The following is a 16,322-nucleotide window of genomic DNA, read 5'->3' as shown; positions in this document are numbered from 1 at the left end:
CACGCCTGAGCGCACGCTTTTGCTCGAACCTACAATCATGGTGTCATCAGCGTTGGGAACATCTTAGCAGCCCGTCCAGATCTACCGGACCACTTCTCCTCGTTACGAGGCAGGGCGCTTGTAAGTGTTTCCGAAGTCGATGGGGTCCAACTGTTTTTCCAGCTTTGCAGGATTCACTCCATTGGCCTCCGCATTGCGGAGGAGCGCCGAAATTCGGTTTTCAAGTTCCTCAAGCTTAATCCGCTGCGCGTGGATGACTTCAGCGGCGTTGGCAGGGGCCTTTTCTATGTGCCGTGTTTTTTCCTTCGCCTTCGATGCGGCCTGCTTTTTTTTGTATGCTGATTTCACCAAATGGTGGGCAAAGAGCTGACGCGCTGAGATCTTCACGACGTTCGCTTCGACCCGTTTGTGAATTCTTCCGCGTGTTATCTTTCCCTTCATACTCCAGATGATCCTGACAATCTCATCCACATTTGGGCTTGTTAGCTTCATTGCAGTTCTCCCGCAGGGCGATCCTCCGAGACAATCTCCTTACGTTTTTTCTCTATAATCCGGCCCGCGTGGGAGAAATCGAGTAGTGGACCGAACTCGCAATTTCTAATGACTAACCCCGAATTTTTCGGATCCATTATAGCCTCGGCCATAGCGCGGCTTCGCGCAGAACTTTGCTCTACGGCCTCAACGGTTTTTTGGTTGACGGTTCGACCCTCTAACTGTCGCGATCTCAGGTTCTCAAGTGATCGCTCATCTCGCGCGGCCTCGCGCAGGAGTTGATCTGCAGCGCGCTTTGAGCCGCCGAGACAAACAAGACGAGTGCAGGTCCGACAAGCTCCAGCCCGGTCACAAGGCTCCTCCATGAAGCGCCGATTGCAATAACCGTAGGCGGTCGAATGCAGCTGCATTTTCCTATCGCCGCGGAGGTAGTCGAGGGTTTCGAAGTCAGAATCGTCGACGATCCCTGCGATGGCAGGCAGTTCTTGCGATTCCTCGCCGCGTAGGATCTGCTCGACCTCAAACAGCATATCGGTATGGTCGTAGTCTTCGTTCTCCATAACGTGCCTACGCCCCGACCAGTGCGCGATATGTGCTTGGGGAACACGAGCGCGTTGCGCTATCGTGTTCAGGTAGTGGCGAATCTGATGCGTAGTGATCTTTGGAATGGAACCGTCAGGCAGCCTGATGGCCATGCGCTCGAAGATCGATGGCACTGCCGGACGGATTTTTCCGTTTTCTCGAACACCCTCGGGCTGGCCAGACAGCACGTCATCTATGATACCCGTGTCGATCGGCTTCACCATCCAGGATCGCGTCGCGTTTCTCTCATCGAACTGGTTGAGAAAAGAAACACAAAGGGCATCCGAATATTTGACCTCCGAGACCCGACTAAGCACAGGCCAGCCACGCGGTGTTTCTTTGAGCATGGCTTGCTGGACTTCATCCCAACTGTAGAGGTTTGGTGCGCCGAAACCCTCTTTCGTATTTCGACGAACCTTTGCCTTGATACCTCGCTTTGAAAGCCAACTCCGTGGGCCAAGAAGCATTTGGCTGAGTTCAGAAATCGTGATCAACCTCGCTTCTGGGACGTGCTCAAGTCCACTCGGCAGTCGAATTTGGCCGGGGTTTTCCATCATCCAGGAAGCGAGGTTACGTGCTTCTCGCGTGAGTTCTCGAATGGTTTCGAGAGCTTCCACCGCGACGGGCATCATTTCTTTCGGAACGAACTTGACCTGAGCAGGACCGCCCTTTAACGGCCACCATCGCAGGCCGCATTTGTACGTGCTACGCAAATGGAACGGTATGTCTTCGTCCGACCGATCAGCTCCAGGATTCTTCACTATTTCGGCTTGCGCCGGAAGGAGGAACGGCTCCTCTTTCCGACTCGGTGTGCACATGAGGAGCGCCACGATTGACATAGCGAAACGGTCTTTGTCGCTCACGGCACTTCGGTAAGCGCGTGCGAGGCAGGAAACCTCTGCTTTGGAAATTTTTTTTCGGCTCTTCTTCGGATTTACGCGGCTTCTGTTGGCCCTACTATGGCTTCGTTCCAAAAGTGCTGGGTGATGCCAGCTATCCAGGTCTTTCGTGATACCGGCATTGTCGAGTTGACGAGCGAACTTGCGCAATGCCTGCGCTGCAGCCTGCTTTTGGGTTTTCCCAGCATGCTCCAGCGCAGCGGTTAAATCCTCCTTTGCAATACGGTCAACGCGCCCTGGCTTGCCGCGATCCCGAAGCACAACGTCCAAATAGCGTATAGGCCGCGCATATTCCGTGTAGACGTTGGTTTTACGGCTCTTCCAAGGTTTTCTGCTGTTCTCATCAAGCTCGTATGCGATGAATGCCTTCACAACATCACCGAACGGTTCCGCCATCGCATCATTTGACGTCGGAGTTCTTGATCGTGCGTGATGGAAAGGAATAGTTTCGTTAGAACTTTCCCGCGCGCGTTTCACCAGCGCGGTGACATTCCACGTGAGTTGGGGCCAATCAATCGCATCCGGAACGTCTGGAGCAAAGATAGGGAGGGCCTTTGCCCCCGCGATGTATTGGTTGATCGCACGTTGGGACTTGGTTTCAAAGGGATGTCTCACGGGGCGTCTTCCTGGCTGATTCCCACTCTCGCTGCCTCCTTTCGGCGGCGAGAACGGCTGCGATGTGACGGTTCAAAGTACGACCGTATTCGTCGTCGCCCCAGCGGTTAGCTTCTTTCTTTCGCTCAACAAGCAAGGAAACTAACGGGCCGAGATCGGCATTTATCGAAAGATGAAAGTTCCTGCAGAGGAAGCATGCATATGGCGCTGCAAGCACCTCCAGAGCCTCACAACCGCCATCCGCGCATGCGCCGATGTTCGGTGCGGTATCGATCTCTGACGCCGATATAACCGCATGCGAGGGATAGCTTTCTGGATCGCCCTCGATGACGTCACCGAGGAACAACCCTGCCTCATGGACGAATTTTCCGTCCAGGAAACTTGACATCAGCTGATGATGCTGCCACGCCAACTCGATATACGCTTGACAGCTGTGAACGTCCGAATGGTGAAGCCATGCGGCGATCTCTTCGGCCGAACACCCGCGCATCGCCATGATCGTCGCAATGGTATGCCGATCCCTGGCCGGGTTAAACACCATGGGCTTTCCAGTGCGCGGACTGACAATCTTTAGACTCGTCAGAATGGCCTTGTAACGGTCTGACAGGGTATTCCTTGTTGCGTGACCGTGAAAGCCGTCTGCCCTCTGCCCTTCGGAGTTCAGTGCCTTGACCCGGTCTCCCTTTTTCTTTGATATTGAGAAAGAATCTGTTTTCGCGGGAAATAATGGGGAATCCAGATCCCACTCTGTGGCCGAAGCTCCCATGTTGAGTTCGTCGAGGTACTCTTCCAGCGCATGGGTGAATAGCATGGGTGCCGGCCGCCTTGGCCCGTACCGTAGGGCTTCACCCTTTGGTTGTTTCAAGAGCGGAAATCGAATGGAGGTATCCTCATTGTGATGACGTGGCGTGCGGACGTCCCCGAGTTTCAGGTTTGAGACCATGGACGGGCGCTGTCCGTAGAGCCGAAAAATCTGCACCAAGACGTATTGGGCGGCGGATATTCCCTCGTCTTTCTTGTCATATTCGGCCTGAAGCACCAGATCGACCATTGCGAGCTCGTCCTCGAGGTGCGGCCCCTTGTTGGGGTCGAGCGTTAGAATGTGCAATTGGTCAGCCTTAACCTGCGGGATCTCCTCCAGCACAAACTGCGCGCCAAGTTCGAAACCCGGCTGTTCCAACTCTTGCCATGCCTCGACAACGTATTTGATGTTGCAGTCTGTCGAGCAAGGAAAGCTGAGCCGGTATTGGGACACATCAGCTTGCATAACCATATTGATGGGTCTTCGGTGTTTGGCGCTTATCCACTCGAGCAGACGCCTTATTGCACTTAGGTTGCCTGTCTCAGTCCCGACAGAGCAACGCTGCAACCGAAGCGCAACGGCTTCTTTTAGGTACGCCTTCATGTTGGGTGTTAGTGCGTCATTGCACCATGAAAAATCGAACCTGGCATTCTTGCCGGTCGTCGTCAGCGGCCAAGAGTCGCTCGCGATGTCGAAGGTCTCGCCATTGGCGGCCCGACGGATACTGAGCGGTCGGAGGACTGGTGTGTTCTTGGCGCTTCCCGACTGCCGGTTCATCGTCTTGCCTTCGCCTGCGCGTCAAGTAGCTTCAACTTTTTCTCGAGGAGTTCGACATGCTCGGGCCGGTCCGCGTCTTGCGTCGAAATGAATAGTTCGTCGAGTTTGTCTGAGATCACCTCGCGCTCCGCCCAAATCGTCCGCATGGACTTGACTGCCCCGAGTTCCGAAGCGCTACCAAGATACCTTTGGATCATCTCGCTATTGTCAGACCAACCAAACAGAAAGACGAGGGCCTTACGGCGTTCTTCGTGTGAAGCGCCACGCTCCTTCAAGAGCTTTACCTTTTCCTGCACTTGTCGGTGGCGCAACGGGTGCGCGGTCATCTTCTCAATGCCAGCAGCGTTTGCTGCCTTCCTCAAAATATAGTCCAGCCCGGACTTGGTCAGCGGTTTGCCGCGGTATCCCGGGTTTCGGTTAAGGCTCGGAAAAAGAAACGGATTTCGAAGTTCTTTCGGGGTTTCAGCATCGATGTCCTCTCGGTGGTCGAGCCAGTCATGGACCAGTTCGACAAGGAAGTCGCTGAGCTTGACAGGACGGTCGAGGGTCTTTCCAACCGGCTCGCGCAGGCGCGGACAATCTGGATCGTTGTGGCGACGAACCACGTCCAATCTCGCATACTGGGACTTATAATCCTCCACCTTCATCTGAAGAAGCTCACCGGCTCTTGCTCCAAGTTCGACAAGAACGTTGAGGATCACATAATTGCGACGCGCGACCCATGGATCTTTGCCGAGTTCGGTGGGATCGCAGGCTACCAACCAGCGGAAGAAGCGATGCACATCGTCTGTCTTGATGCCGGCTTTAATGTTGCTCTTCTTTTGGGGCACACGGCTTTTTGAAAAGAGATGCGCGTAGCTACCAGGAACGGTCCTCGATCTACCGCGTCTCCCCCCAAGCGGCACTGAGGGTTCCAACAGTCTTGATCGCCGAACAATAATTTCGTCAATCTCAGCGGAAGATAATTGGGTGAGTTCCGAGTTCCCGGTTCGCCTCAACTTAATGAGCCTGTTGCCAAACTCCCCAAGCCAGGAGAGGTACGCCAGAATGGTGACTTTCCTCTGAACAATAGTGCCATTTTCTACGGCCCGCTCTTTCAGACACCGCTCAAGAAACGCTTCCTTGCCGCATGGCAGCATCTCGCATACCTCGCGAAGATCGACCAAACGGTAGGAGAGAAAAGGTTCGAAGTCCCTTATTTCCGCCAGAGACAAGCATTCACCCAAGATCATCACGGGGTAGAGATCGATCTTTCTATGGATTGCCCACAACTCAAGCACCTTGATGTGGGTCAACATCGTCGCGATTCCATCCGGTGTATAGCGACGACTCCGAGCCTCAGAGACCGTCCACATCCAGGGGAAGATTGCAGGAGAGTTGTCGGAACGATAGATGGCGAAAGCCGTCTCCCCTTTGAGCTGGGGCGGCGAAGTGCGGCGCCTACGCACCACTTGATTGATTGGATGCATTCTTCGGACTCCTCTGCTGACCGGACAGAAATGGCGGCCAATTTAACTGAGGTAATAATCTCCAATTATTTCGCTACTGCCCTCTCAGAACTTTTCTTGAGATATCCGTTGCCGCCGAACCACTTTTCCGCTTCGAGTCTATGGCAGTTGGGACATAGTCTTAGCCTGTTATCGGCTTCCTCGCCGCCGCCTTCGCTCAACGGAACGATGTGATGAGTCGAAACGATCCGCTGATCAAAAAGCCTTTCACAGCATTCGCATTGCTCCATCATACCTAATTTTTGAGATTTACGGCGCACAGCCACCTCTGGCTTGCGTCCACGCTTTTTGTCGATTAGCGCTTTCTGACGGATGGTATCGAAAGAAAGTCCGGTATTGATGTAGGTTTTAAATCTCGCGGTTTGCTTCCAAGTCTCCTTTGAAGCATGCGCAAGGCGCCTGAACTCGAAATAATTCAGAATCTCAACTTCAAGCTTCTTCGTCGCTGAAATCGCCGGTTGAAACAGACGATACAAATCTTCGGGAACACTTCCTCGCCAGTCGCCAAGCGCGTCCTTCGCCGTCTTGGCAGTGCGAAGTTTCCAGATACCCTTGAAAGCTTCTGCAATATCAAGCGCAACCTCTACATTGAAAGTGCTGTTGTTGTTCGAAAGCTCCGCGCGACAGCTTTTGCCGGTCGCAACAAGGTCGTCGACGAATCTAATGGCGTGGCCCTTGTCGACAACGACGGCAGCCTGCGGCATCGCGACATTTACGGCGTCGCGGTGCGGCTTAAACATCTCGATGATGACAAATTCTGTCTTTTCCCGCCCGGGCAGCTGGCGCAAGAATTGACCCAGGCTATTGCCACTTCGGCTCGACAAGACTTCAATTGGCTCACTGGCCTCAACGTCAGTCAAAATGGCTCTGAGCCTTGGACCAATCTGTAGTGTACCAATCCCGAGAATGCGGGGCGCGCGTAGGTCGCGAAGGTGATCTGCCTCAAAATTTCCACTGTGTTTCTGAAATACCTGGCGCACCACTTTCTCGTCGACGCCGATGGTATCGGCGACGTGGGTGTTTGGTCTTATGAGGCTTTGCTCGGCTATGTAATCTCGACATCTGACCGTCATTCTGTGGGCATCGTCCATGTCGGGCAACGGCTGCATAAAGGTCCCACCGCAGCGTCGGCACCTAAAACGCCCTCGCTTCACTTGAATGAATGTTTTTCGACGGTGCACCGGGGCATCCATGTATATCTGTCGCCTCGTGCCGTGCCGGTAGAGGCGCTCGCCGCAACCACAGCTCGTGCAGTGCTCGGGCTGCTCGTCGTAGGTCGCTGCGACGTGATAGGCGCCACCCATGACTTCGCATTCATGCACGGTCCACTTGGGGAGATAGGCGATGGCCTCCATGGCGCAAACGTCTCACAAACCGGATTGGGGTGCAGAATTTAGGGCTCCCCCACACGGATTGATTTCGGAGTGGGCACCAAAAACGTTCGGGTTGCCGCTCTCATTTCGTAGCGCCGCACTGCCTTCAACAGCTGATCCACTCATGAAACATCCCTCCCAGCGACTCACCCAAGGCAAGCGTATCAATCGTGCCTCACATGTCCACCATATAATCCGATTTAGATCATTTAATGAAATTTGACTGGGTCACATCCGATCTGCACACAAGTCCAGAACCAGTTTGCTCCATGAGCCTAACATAATGAAATTATTTGGTTTTCTGAGCCCTCACCCTGCACTCAACCGACTGCATCACGCAACCGACAAATGCGCGCAACTTCTGCGGCGACATGCCCGGCTTGGCTCGGCGACGGCTGGGCCGGACGACGACGAAGGTGAAAGATCCAGATCTCGCACGGGACGCCGGCCCAGGATTTTGCTCGCTGGGCTCTGTTCCGGTTCGGGGCAGAACGACACCCTATCAGGCTGCTGAAGATGGCTTTTCGACAAGCGCTAATGCCGGGCTGATCCGTGGTTGCCACGGGCGGAATGAATCCTCTCGCCGTGAGATCCGCCGCAGATACGGATTCGGTGCGGTTGGGCATCGCGAATGGATTTTTTCATCAACCCTCTAAGGCTTTTCTCGGTGCCGCTTCATGATGTCGAGAACGGTGTTTTTGCTAATGCCGAGATCGCGTGCGATCCATCGGTATGACCGGCCCTCGGCCACAGCTTGGATGACCTTTGGTGCGAGCTTGTCGGATTTCGGGCGTTGGCCGAGTTGACGTCCGAGCTTCTTGCCGCGCGCCCTGGCGGCTGCGAGACCCGATTTGACACGCTCGCTGAGCAGATCGCGTTCGAATTGGGCGATTCCTGCCAGCATTGTCACCATCATCGGGCCATGCGGCGTATCCAACTCAAAGGTCATGCCGCTCATGGCAACGACCGAAACTTTCCAGCCAGCCAACCTATTCAAGGTGTCCAACAGGTCCTGGGTGGAGCGCCCCCAACGGGACAATTCGCTGACAAGGATGGCGTCTATCTGCCTTGCTTGAGCCAGATTGAGAATTTGGTTCCTGACGGCACGGTTGGCAGAGGCTCCGGAGGCTGTCTCCTTGAATACCCCGATCACTTCATAGCCACCTCTTTCTGCGAAGGCGGTCAGTTCTTTCACCTGGCGGTCGCAGGATTGGTCCGAAGTGGAAACCCTGGCGTAAATCGCAGCGCTTTGTCCCAATTGAACCCCCTCGAGTTTCTGGCCTGCAAGCTGTTGATTTTGCTGATGCGGAATCTGTCCCGAACAGACTAATGACTAACAAGGACGATCCCACATGCCAAGACGCTCTATTCTGACCGCGCGCCAACGCGCAGCGCTGATCGACCTCCCGCAAGACGAAGCCATCATTCTCCACCACTACACGCTGTCAGATCATGACATCGAAGTCATTCGGACTCGTCGTCATGCACGCAATCGCCTCGGCTTTGCCCTTCAGCTCTGTGCGTTCCGGTATCCTGGCCGACTGTTGGTGTCGGGGGAGGTCATTCCAGAGGCCATCAGTCGCTTCATCGCCGCACAGCTTGGCGAAGAGATGGATGAGCTTTCCCATTACGCCGAGACCGTTCGGGTCCAGCAGACCGACTTTTCCTCCGCTGTTGAAAGCCGGACTGCTTTCTCCCCCCAAAAGAGCATACCGGTCACAAACATGTGGCCGGCACGCATGCGGTTGGGTGGAGGCAAGCCTGGAAACGGCCTACCTCCGCCGAGTGATCAATGCGAGACACTCTCGAGATCTTCGGCAGGGATTTCGTACTCGTGCACGAAGTTCACGACCATCCGCGCATCTTCCGCGGCCGTGGTATATGCATCGAGCGATCCCCCAACGGTCATGGCTTCATCGCCGAACACCGCTTCAAAGACGTTCACGTTCTCCGGAACCCAGACACCACCTTGGAGAACCAGAACATCCGTATAGACCTCGCCATAGACGCTTTCGCGGTCATAGGTGAACTCGGAATAATCGATATCCGAGTAGGTCACCTTTTCGACGGTCTCCGTTTCGATTCCGAGGAAAGCGTTGATATAGGCGATTTCATCGGTGGTGAACTCACCTGTCTTGTCCGTGGCCGCAGCAAGGAAAACCGTCGACGCCTGCAGATCTTCGACCGTGAACACGCCATCGACCATGAAGTCGAAATCGGCCCCCGGCAGATCATCGATTCCGTCGATGGTTCCCGTGGTCATCAACGCGACATAGATCGCAAGGTTCTCCAGCGGGGAGTCGATCGTCTTCCACACCCCGTCGACTTCGAACATCAAACGACCAGCGGCATCCGTATCCAGAGCCGTCGCCGTCTCCATCAATGTGATGACCTCGTCCGCACGACGATCGAGGACCTGCGGCGGAGCCCGGCCAACATTGAGACGACCCATTTCCACTTCGAGCGTCAGGCTCTCGTCGACAGGGTGGCCCTCGTCATCGAGGTCGATCAGTTCCCCAAACTCGTCAAGCGGTTGGACCCAGCCCTCGGGAGAAAGCAGCGGAACGCCGTTGTCATCACGCAGGATGACCCAAAGATCCCCGAAGAGATCGCCCTTTGTTGATCCCGAAGTGTCAGGCGCACCGCCACCGGAACCATCCTTGCCACCCGGAACTCCAGCCCAGCTCGGACGATCCGAGTCGTCATCCTCTGCGACCGAAACCACGGGCTTTACCGTTTTTTTTCCGCTCGAAACCGTTTTGGGCGCGACGCGCACCGATGGTTTCACGACAGTCGCACCTGGACTCACCTTGGTAGAAGAGCCCGACTTTTTGGCCGAAGTATTTTGGCCTCTACGCTCGGATGAAGGGGCGTTTCTATCCCTGTCGTCCCCATCTGATCCGGAGTCGCCACCGTCGGATCCGCCACCGCCAGATCCGCCACTTCCAGACCCGGAGCCGCCGCCGTCAGATCCGCTACCGCCAGATCCGGAGCCGCCACCTCCAGACCCGGAAGAACTGCCGCCTCCGCCACCATTGCCCTGTCCTCCGGCGGCCTCCGCGTATGAGTAGTCGAACTCGGTTAGTTCGATCGGCGCCACCGCCAGAACAAATGTTGCGGCACTGCCAAGCAGCAGCGCCTTGACCACGCCTTTTCCTCTTCCAGCAATTTCCATGACCTCCTCCTTCACGCAGCGTGCGCCTTCATCCAAGCCTAAAAAGGCCGAAGTGGAAGCGCACAGCGCTCTACTTCTTGACAGATTGCAACTTGCAAACGTCAATCAAACAGCTCCCGAAAAAAAGAAACCGTCCCAGCTCCTTTTTCGAAGGCATAGCTGCGTCCTAACTATACATTAAAATCATGAAATCTGAATGATCCTTGTCAGGTAGCCAAGAAGTTGACCTTAATTTCTCTCATCAAAGATACGAAATATAGAGTCTTGAAGCATTCAACGCTGGGCTCCAGCATCGAAGCCCTTCACGATTGGGTAACGAGAGGCGCTCCCAAATTGAATAACTCGCGGTCGTTTTCGTCACCGTGAAATCTCTGGCAAGCCGCCGGAGTGAGGCCGAACCGCATACAGGGCCGGCCGATATCTCTATGTGTCAGACCAGATGCAAGCACAATGGAGACAAGAAGCCAGATCATCGGGTTTCGAAATCATGTCGAGGATCTCAAGCGACCAGTTTCCGGATTGAACGAATAGAGGCATCAACATCTTGGACGAATACAATGTCCGCCCTCCTCGGTATGAGCGTCCTGCCGCGAGGCGTTCGATTTTCGTCCAACGCAACAGGGCAGTGGCAAGTGATGCCGAGGACGCTACCTGCCTAACGTGCAGGTCGGTGCCAAGCTTCCTTTCAACTCGGCAACGCCCACGACGAAAAGCGTGACATGATCATGACCTCGAACCGTGGCTTCGCCGAATGGGGCGATATTTTTGACGATCCCTTCATCGCCACCGCGCTGCTGGACCGGTTGCTCCACCTCCTCCTGCGCCGGACAACCCGCTTTCGGCTCCCCCGATCTTCACCTTATTTTTCCCGCGAATTGGGGAGACACAGAGACGCGAAGGGAATGCATCAAGATTCTTAACAGGCTGCTGAAGAAGGCCGGTCTCGACGCGGTTTTGAGAACATGATTCACTTCCGGCACGGCAGCGGTGGTGAGGGTGACGATGCGTGGGACGGACGAAGCGAGCGAGTCGCTGTTCAGCTATGTTGACCTTGAGGAGCGGATCCCTGCGGGTCATCCGCTTCACAAGATCCGGCAGATCGTGAACGATGCACTGACGAGCCTCGATGCCGAGTTTGACGCGCTCTATACCGACTTTGGCCGCCCCTCCATTGCGCCGGAGCGCCTGATTCGGGCGAGCCTTCTCCAGATCCTGTTCTCGATCCGCTCGGAACGGCAGTTGATGGAGCAGATGGACTATAACCTGCTGTTCCGATGGTTCGTCGGGCTGGGAATCGACGACCCGGTCTGGGTTCCCACGGTGTTCAGCAAGAACCGCGACCGGCTGCTGACAACCGACATGTCGCGCAAGGTAATGGCCGCGATCCTCGCGCACCCTCAGGTCAAGCCGCTGCTGTCGGACGAGCACTTCTCGGTCGACGGCACCTTGGTCAAGGCGTGGGCGTCCATGAAGAGTTTCCAGCCGAAGGAAGGTACAGCGCCGCCGCAGAATGATGATCCCAGTGGGCCGCCATCACCACCAGCCGACGAGACCTCCCCGGACACCGACCAGGCCCAGCAAACCGAGACCCAGCCGATGACCAACACGCCCCGCCAGACCCGCAACCCCGAGGTGAACTTCCGGGGCCAGAAGCGCTCGAACGCAACCCATGCGTCCGTAACGGACCCCGATGCGCGCCTTTACAAGAAGGCGCCGGGCGCGGCGGCGATGCTCTGCTTCATGGGGCATACGCTGATGGAAAACCGGAACGGCCTCGTGGTGCAGGCAGAGCTGACCCACGCTGAAGGGTATGGCGAGCGGAAGGCGGCACTTGAGATGATCAACCGGCACTCACCGGGCTCGACCCGACGCCTGACACTCGGGGCGGACAAGGGATACGACAGCGCCGACTTCGTCGCCGACCTCAGGCGCATGGTCGTGACACCGCACGTCGCGCAGAAAGCCCGGCATTCCGCCATCGACGGACGGACAACCCGGCACCTCGGCTACGCCCTGTCCCAGCGGCGCCGGAAGAAGATAGAGGAACCGTTCGGCTGGGCCAAGACCGTCGGCGGCATGTCCCAGACCGTTCACCGCGGGCTCGATAGGGTCTGCGCCCAGTTCACGATGACGATGGCGGCCTGCAACCTCGCGAGGCTGCCGAAACTCCTGGCGGCCTGACGGAGAAGGAAACTCAGACCCCGCGACCGCCGCCGATGCCGATGCCGATGCCGAAGCCGAAGAAAACCGCCTTCAAATCGTGGCAGCAGGAATAACGTCCTTCAAGCCCGACTTCTTCAGCAGCCTGTTAAATGTATCTGCCCTTTCGTAGGCCCAACCGCGTCAGGTCTTCTTGGCGGACCTGGCAACGGTCTCCAGCAGGAGCGAGTCATCCTGGTCACCGAAAGCCTCGGCTGATTTCGCATACCAGGCATGGGCACTTGCCCCGACAGGCATCTCCACCCCGCCGGCCTCCGCCATGGCGATGCAATATCGTGCGTCCTTCTCGCGGAGACCTATGGAGAGCGCGAAACTGTCGGCGGGGCGCCCCTCCAGCATCGGGCGGGACATGCGCATGGTGTGAGGGCTGGCGATGGGCCCGGTGCGGATTGCCTCGACCATTGTCTCCACGTCGATCCCGTATTTCCCGGCGAGGACCGCGGCCTCGGCCATGGCCGAGATGTGGACAGCCCCAAGCAGGTTATTGATGAGCTTGTAGGCGGTGCCTGTGCCAACACCGCCGAAATGCAGGATGGATTGCGAAATGGCCTCCAGCAGCGGTCGGGCGCGTTCAATGTCTTCTGAAGCCGCCCCGAGCAGCAGCACAAGTTCCCCCTTTCGGGCTCCGGAGGGTGGGCCGTTGACCGGACAGTCGAGATAGGTCAGGTGGCGGGCGCGCGCTTCTTCGGCCAGCCGTGCGGATTGCTCGTGCGAAATCGTCGAGCATTCGATCAGGAACGCACCCTTCGGCATGACGGCAGCGGCCCCGTCTTCGGCCAACCAGGCCCGGTTTGATGCCGCGTCGTCAGCCACCATGCAAAAGACGGCCTCCGCGCCAGCGGCCGCCTCGGCCGGGCTGGCAGCTTCCCGTGCACCAAGCTCGAGCAACGCACCAGCCTTGCCCGGGCTGCGGTTCCAGACGGTCACCTCGTGGCCAGCTTCCGCCAACCGTGCAGCCATGCCGCTGCCCATCTTGCCAAGCCCCAGAAATCCGATCTTCATGTTGTTCCTCGCTTCCGGACCGACCGCATGTCGGCCATGTATCATCACCACATTCGCGGCGTTCGGCCTATAGTGTTCTGCCCTTGCCCCACATGTCGATATCGGACCCCAGCTCGTCCTTCAGAGGATCGGACAAGTCGGTCAGGGATGCCAGGATCGACTCGTCGAGCGATACGTCCAGCAGTTTTTTCAGACCGCGGCTCTGCGCGCCATTTCGCGTTCCAACGATGACGCCGCCAACCGCCGGACGGGACTTGAGCCAGCCGATCGCCAGCTCTTCCATGGACAGGCCAGTTTCTTCGACGAGCGTCCAGAGGCCGTCCAGAAGCTGCTGCCCGGTCTCTTCCGCTCCGTCTTCGCCGTGGACGGCGTCCGGCCATTTGCGGTGATCGAACATCCGGGTGCGGGCGCGGTCGACCGGGAAATCCTGCAGGGACCGGTATTTCCCGGCCAGCAGGCCCTGCATCAGGGACGAATAACACATGATGGGCACGCCGGCGGCTTCGCACTTCGGCTGGACCTCGAATTCGATCGCCCGGCAGAACAGGTGATAAGGGAGCTGGTTCACGGAGATGTCGCTAAGTCCCAACGCGTCGTCGAGGTCGAGATTGCCGAAGTTGGACACGCCATACCAGCGGATCTTTCCGGCTTCCTTCAGCGTCTTCAGTGCACCGATGCTGTCTGCGAACGGCACATTCCAGTTGGGCCAATGCAGCATGTAGAGGTCGAAATAGTCGGAGCCGAGGTTCTTCAGGCTCCGCTCGCAGGCCGCGATCAGGTCATCGGGCGCCATGTTTGCCCGGCCGACCTTGGAAGAAATGACGATCTCGGACCGCTTGTCGCCCAATGCCCGGCCAAGAAGCTGCTCCGAATAGCCGTTGCCGTAGAGTTCGGCCGTGTCAAAGAAGTTGATCCCGACATTGAAGGCTTCCTGCAGCGCCTCAATGGAATCCTTCTCCTCCTGCGGACCAAAGGCGCCGGCGCCGCCCATGCAGCCATAGATTATCGAACTTGTCGTCAGATCTGTCTTGCCAAAGGTCTGGTTCACTTGCGCTTTCCTCATGTCTTTGGCCGTCCGCCTCCAACAGGCAAACGGTTTCATTTCGTTGTTGCGCCCCGACGCCGGATTGGTCGGATGACCGAGGCCCAGGCGCTACTCCGTATCCCAGGCCGGACACCAAGGCCCATCCACCAGCCTGCGGCCTTCATCGAGGCTCCGGATCGTTGAGATGTCCGCCTCCGTCAGGACGATGTCCTTCGCGGCGAAGTTCTCGGCTATCCGGCTCGGGTTGCCCGAGGAGGGGATGATGATAAATCCCTCGGCCATGAGAAATGCCAGCGAGACTTGCGCCGCGGTGGCATCGTGCGCCGCGGCGATCTCCTTGAGCCCGGCGCTGTCGTTCACGCAACCGCGCCCAAGCGGCGAGTAGGCTGTCATCGGGATGCCCCTGTCGCGGCAGTATTCCACGATGGGGCGGTTCTGCATCAGCGGATGGATCTCCACTTGATTGGTGGCGATGGGCCGGTCGCCCAGTAGATCCAGTGCACTGTCGATATAGCGTTTGGTGAAGTTGGACACGCCGATCTGGTCGGTCAGGCCCGCATCGATGACGTCCGCGAGTTGCGCCATGTAATCCGTAATGTCGTACTCGTCCTTGATGGACGGGTAGTGGAGCAGGAGCAGGTCGACCTTTTCCACCCGGAGCTTGTCCAGCGAGGTGCGCACATGGGACATGATCTGGCCGGGGCCGAAGCTCTCCGGGGACACTTTGGTGGTCAGGAAGATGTCCGGCCGCGGGATGCCACTGTCAGAAATCGCGGCGCCCACATACTCCTCGTTGTTGTACCCTTCGGCCGTATCGATGTGCCGATAGCCGACATCCAAAGCGCAGCGAACGCCGTCATAGGCCACCTGCCCATCACGGTTCCAGGTCCCGTAGCCGACCTGAGGAATGCTTCCGACCTTCTTCATTCCTGTTCCCCCTCTGGTGCCAAGCCATTCATGGCAGCGATGAAATCCGCCATCATCGGCACGTATCTTTCGCCCTGTCCCGCAGCCTCCATGGCGCCGAAATTGTTGCGGATTGCCGACTGTACCGGGTTCACCGCGCCGACGCTCACGGCAAGGTTGGAGAGATACCGCATATCCTTGTGGGCGTTGGTGATGGAAAACCGATGCGCGTTTTCGTCCCGCTCAAGGGTCCACTTCATGAAGGTGTCGTAGAAGCCGTTGCGCATGCGGCTGGTGCCGATCACCTCGTGAAACTGCGCCGTGCTCAGGCCCGACTTGCGCGCGAGCGCCATGGCCTCCGACAACAGCGCGGCGTTGCCCATGGCCAGGAAGTTGTTGATCAGCTTCATCTTGTGGCCCATGCCGACCGGCCCGAGATGCATGATGTTGTTGGCCCAACAGCCTATGACCGGCTCGATCCGGGCAAAGGTCTCCGCATCCGTGCCCACCATCGCGCCGAGTGTGCCGTCCACCGCATTCGCAGGGGTGCCGCCAAGCGGGGAATCGGCCATCGCGATGCCCTTTCCTGCGAACAGTTCCGCCAGATGCAGAGTGGAGACCGGGTCGGAGGTCGAGCAGTCGATGACGACGCTGCCGGGAGCCGCGTTGGCCGCGATCCCGTCTTCACCGCCGACAACAGACTCGACCTGTGGGGAGCCGGAAACGCAGATATGGATGATCTCGCATTGCGCGGCCAGTTCCGCGATGGACCCGGCCTCCGTGGCCCCCTGTACAACCAGATCATCCACCGGTTGGCGATTGCGATGCGCCACGACGACAAGCGGGTATCCGGCCTTCAGGATGTTCGCCGCCATCCCATGGCCCATGTAGCCCACTCCGATGAAGCCGACGGTAGGTTTGGTCAT

Annotated in this window: 13 protein-coding genes and 1 pseudogene; 3 read left to right on the top strand and 11 right to left on the bottom strand. The window is 57.4% G+C overall.

What is annotated here, in order from left to right; all coding sequences use genetic code 11:
• Positions 1–102 precede the first annotated feature (102 nt).
• The 6 genes from R3X27_RS10110 to R3X27_RS10085 all read right to left on the bottom strand — a co-directional run bounded on the left by R3X27_RS10110 (position 103) and on the right by R3X27_RS10085 (position 8,306).
• The gene (locus R3X27_RS10110) at positions 103–492 is read right to left on the bottom strand and encodes a hypothetical protein (protein WP_317708733.1); all 390 of its coding nucleotides are present in this window, start codon (positions 490–492) and stop codon (positions 103–105) included.
• Complete coding sequence (locus R3X27_RS10105; RefSeq protein ID WP_317708732.1) at positions 489–2,588, bottom strand: hypothetical protein; 2,100 nt, start codon at positions 2,586–2,588, stop codon at positions 489–491. Before R3X27_RS10105 ends, R3X27_RS10110 begins: the two co-directional genes overlap by 4 nt.
• On the bottom strand, positions 2,572–4,167 hold the full coding sequence (locus R3X27_RS10100; protein WP_317708731.1) for a hypothetical protein: 1,596 nt from the start codon (positions 4,165–4,167) through the stop codon (positions 2,572–2,574). Before R3X27_RS10100 ends, R3X27_RS10105 begins: the two co-directional genes overlap by 17 nt.
• A complete protein-coding gene (locus tag R3X27_RS10095) occupies positions 4,164–5,636 on the bottom strand; it encodes a site-specific integrase (protein WP_317708730.1) in 1,473 nt (490 codons plus the stop codon). Before R3X27_RS10095 ends, R3X27_RS10100 begins: the two co-directional genes overlap by 4 nt.
• Positions 5,637–5,701: 65 nt before the next feature.
• Positions 5,702–7,030, bottom strand: a complete 1,329-nt coding sequence (locus R3X27_RS10090; protein ID WP_317708729.1) for a transposase — start codon at positions 7,028–7,030, stop codon at positions 5,702–5,704.
• Between the two features lie 670 nt (positions 7,031–7,700).
• A complete protein-coding gene (locus R3X27_RS10085; RefSeq protein ID WP_317708728.1) occupies positions 7,701–8,306 on the bottom strand; it encodes a recombinase family protein in 606 nt (201 codons plus the stop codon).
• Positions 8,307–8,400: 94 nt separating this feature from the next.
• Here R3X27_RS10085 and R3X27_RS10080 point away from each other — a divergent pair.
• Positions 8,401–8,682, top strand: a pseudogene (locus tag R3X27_RS10080) (DUF4158 domain-containing protein); the annotation flags it as partial.
• Between the two features lie 155 nt (positions 8,683–8,837).
• Here the strand turns inward: R3X27_RS10080 and R3X27_RS10075 are convergent.
• Positions 8,838–10,328 (bottom strand): hypothetical protein, encoded by a 1,491-nt coding sequence (locus R3X27_RS10075; RefSeq protein WP_317708727.1) that lies wholly within the window; start codon positions 10,326–10,328, stop codon positions 8,838–8,840.
• Positions 10,329–10,942: 614 nt separating this feature from the next.
• Here R3X27_RS10075 and R3X27_RS10070 point away from each other — a divergent pair.
• Positions 10,943–11,143, top strand: a complete 201-nt coding sequence (locus R3X27_RS10070; protein ID WP_411572479.1) for an ATP-binding protein — start codon at positions 10,943–10,945, stop codon at positions 11,141–11,143.
• Between the two features lie 82 nt (positions 11,144–11,225).
• Entirely contained in the window at positions 11,226–12,404 is a 1,179-nt protein-coding gene (locus R3X27_RS10065; RefSeq protein ID WP_317708726.1) for an IS5-like element ISPha2 family transposase, read from the top strand.
• Positions 12,405–12,566: 162 nt separating this feature from the next.
• On the opposite strand, the gene R3X27_RS10060 is transcribed toward R3X27_RS10065, so the two are convergent.
• The 4 genes from R3X27_RS10060 to R3X27_RS10045 form a co-directional block, all read right to left on the bottom strand.
• Positions 12,567–13,445, bottom strand: coding sequence for an NAD(P)-dependent oxidoreductase (locus tag R3X27_RS10060; protein WP_317708725.1), 879 nt, complete (start codon positions 13,443–13,445; stop codon positions 12,567–12,569).
• 67 nt (positions 13,446–13,512) lie between these two features.
• On the bottom strand, positions 13,513–14,493 hold the full coding sequence (locus R3X27_RS10055) for an aldo/keto reductase (RefSeq protein ID WP_317708724.1): 981 nt from the start codon (positions 14,491–14,493) through the stop codon (positions 13,513–13,515).
• A 105-nt stretch (positions 14,494–14,598) separates the two neighbouring features.
• On the bottom strand, positions 14,599–15,417 hold the full coding sequence (locus R3X27_RS10050; RefSeq protein ID WP_317708723.1) for an aldo/keto reductase: 819 nt from the start codon (positions 15,415–15,417) through the stop codon (positions 14,599–14,601).
• The gene (locus tag R3X27_RS10045) at positions 15,414–16,322 is read right to left on the bottom strand and encodes an NAD(P)-dependent oxidoreductase (protein WP_317708722.1); all 909 of its coding nucleotides are present in this window, start codon (positions 16,320–16,322) and stop codon (positions 15,414–15,416) included. Before R3X27_RS10045 ends, R3X27_RS10050 begins: the two co-directional genes overlap by 4 nt.

It is taken from the genome of Tropicimonas sp. TH_r6 (genome assembly GCF_033101155.1).
Lineage (GTDB): Bacteria > Pseudomonadota > Alphaproteobacteria > Rhodobacterales > Rhodobacteraceae > Tropicimonas.
This window is presented reverse-complemented; position numbering and strand designations above follow the sequence as displayed.

Excerpts from the sequence above, each read along its gene's own strand:
- R3X27_RS10110 (WP_317708733.1), bottom strand. The coding sequence starts at position 492 with ATGAAGCTAACAAGCCCAAATGTGGATGAGATTGTCAGGATCATCTGG.
- R3X27_RS10100 (WP_317708731.1), bottom strand. The coding sequence starts at position 4,167 with ATGAACCGGCAGTCGGGAAGCGCCAAGAACACACCAGTCCTCCGACCG.
- R3X27_RS10095 (WP_317708730.1), bottom strand. The coding sequence starts at position 5,636 with ATGCATCCAATCAATCAAGTGGTGCGTAGGCGCCGCACTTCGCCGCCC.
- R3X27_RS10090 (WP_317708729.1), bottom strand. The coding sequence starts at position 7,030 with ATGGAGGCCATCGCCTATCTCCCCAAGTGGACCGTGCATGAATGCGAA.
- R3X27_RS10070 (WP_411572479.1), top strand. The coding sequence starts at position 10,943 with ATGATCATGACCTCGAACCGTGGCTTCGCCGAATGGGGCGATATTTTT.
- R3X27_RS10065 (WP_317708726.1), top strand. The coding sequence starts at position 11,226 with ATGCGTGGGACGGACGAAGCGAGCGAGTCGCTGTTCAGCTATGTTGAC.
- R3X27_RS10060 (WP_317708725.1), bottom strand. The coding sequence starts at position 13,445 with ATGAAGATCGGATTTCTGGGGCTTGGCAAGATGGGCAGCGGCATGGCT.
- R3X27_RS10050 (WP_317708723.1), bottom strand. The coding sequence starts at position 15,417 with ATGAAGAAGGTCGGAAGCATTCCTCAGGTCGGCTACGGGACCTGGAAC.
- R3X27_RS10045 (WP_317708722.1), bottom strand. The coding sequence starts at position 16,322 with ATGACCAAACCTACCGTCGGCTTCATCGGAGTGGGCTACATGGGCCAT.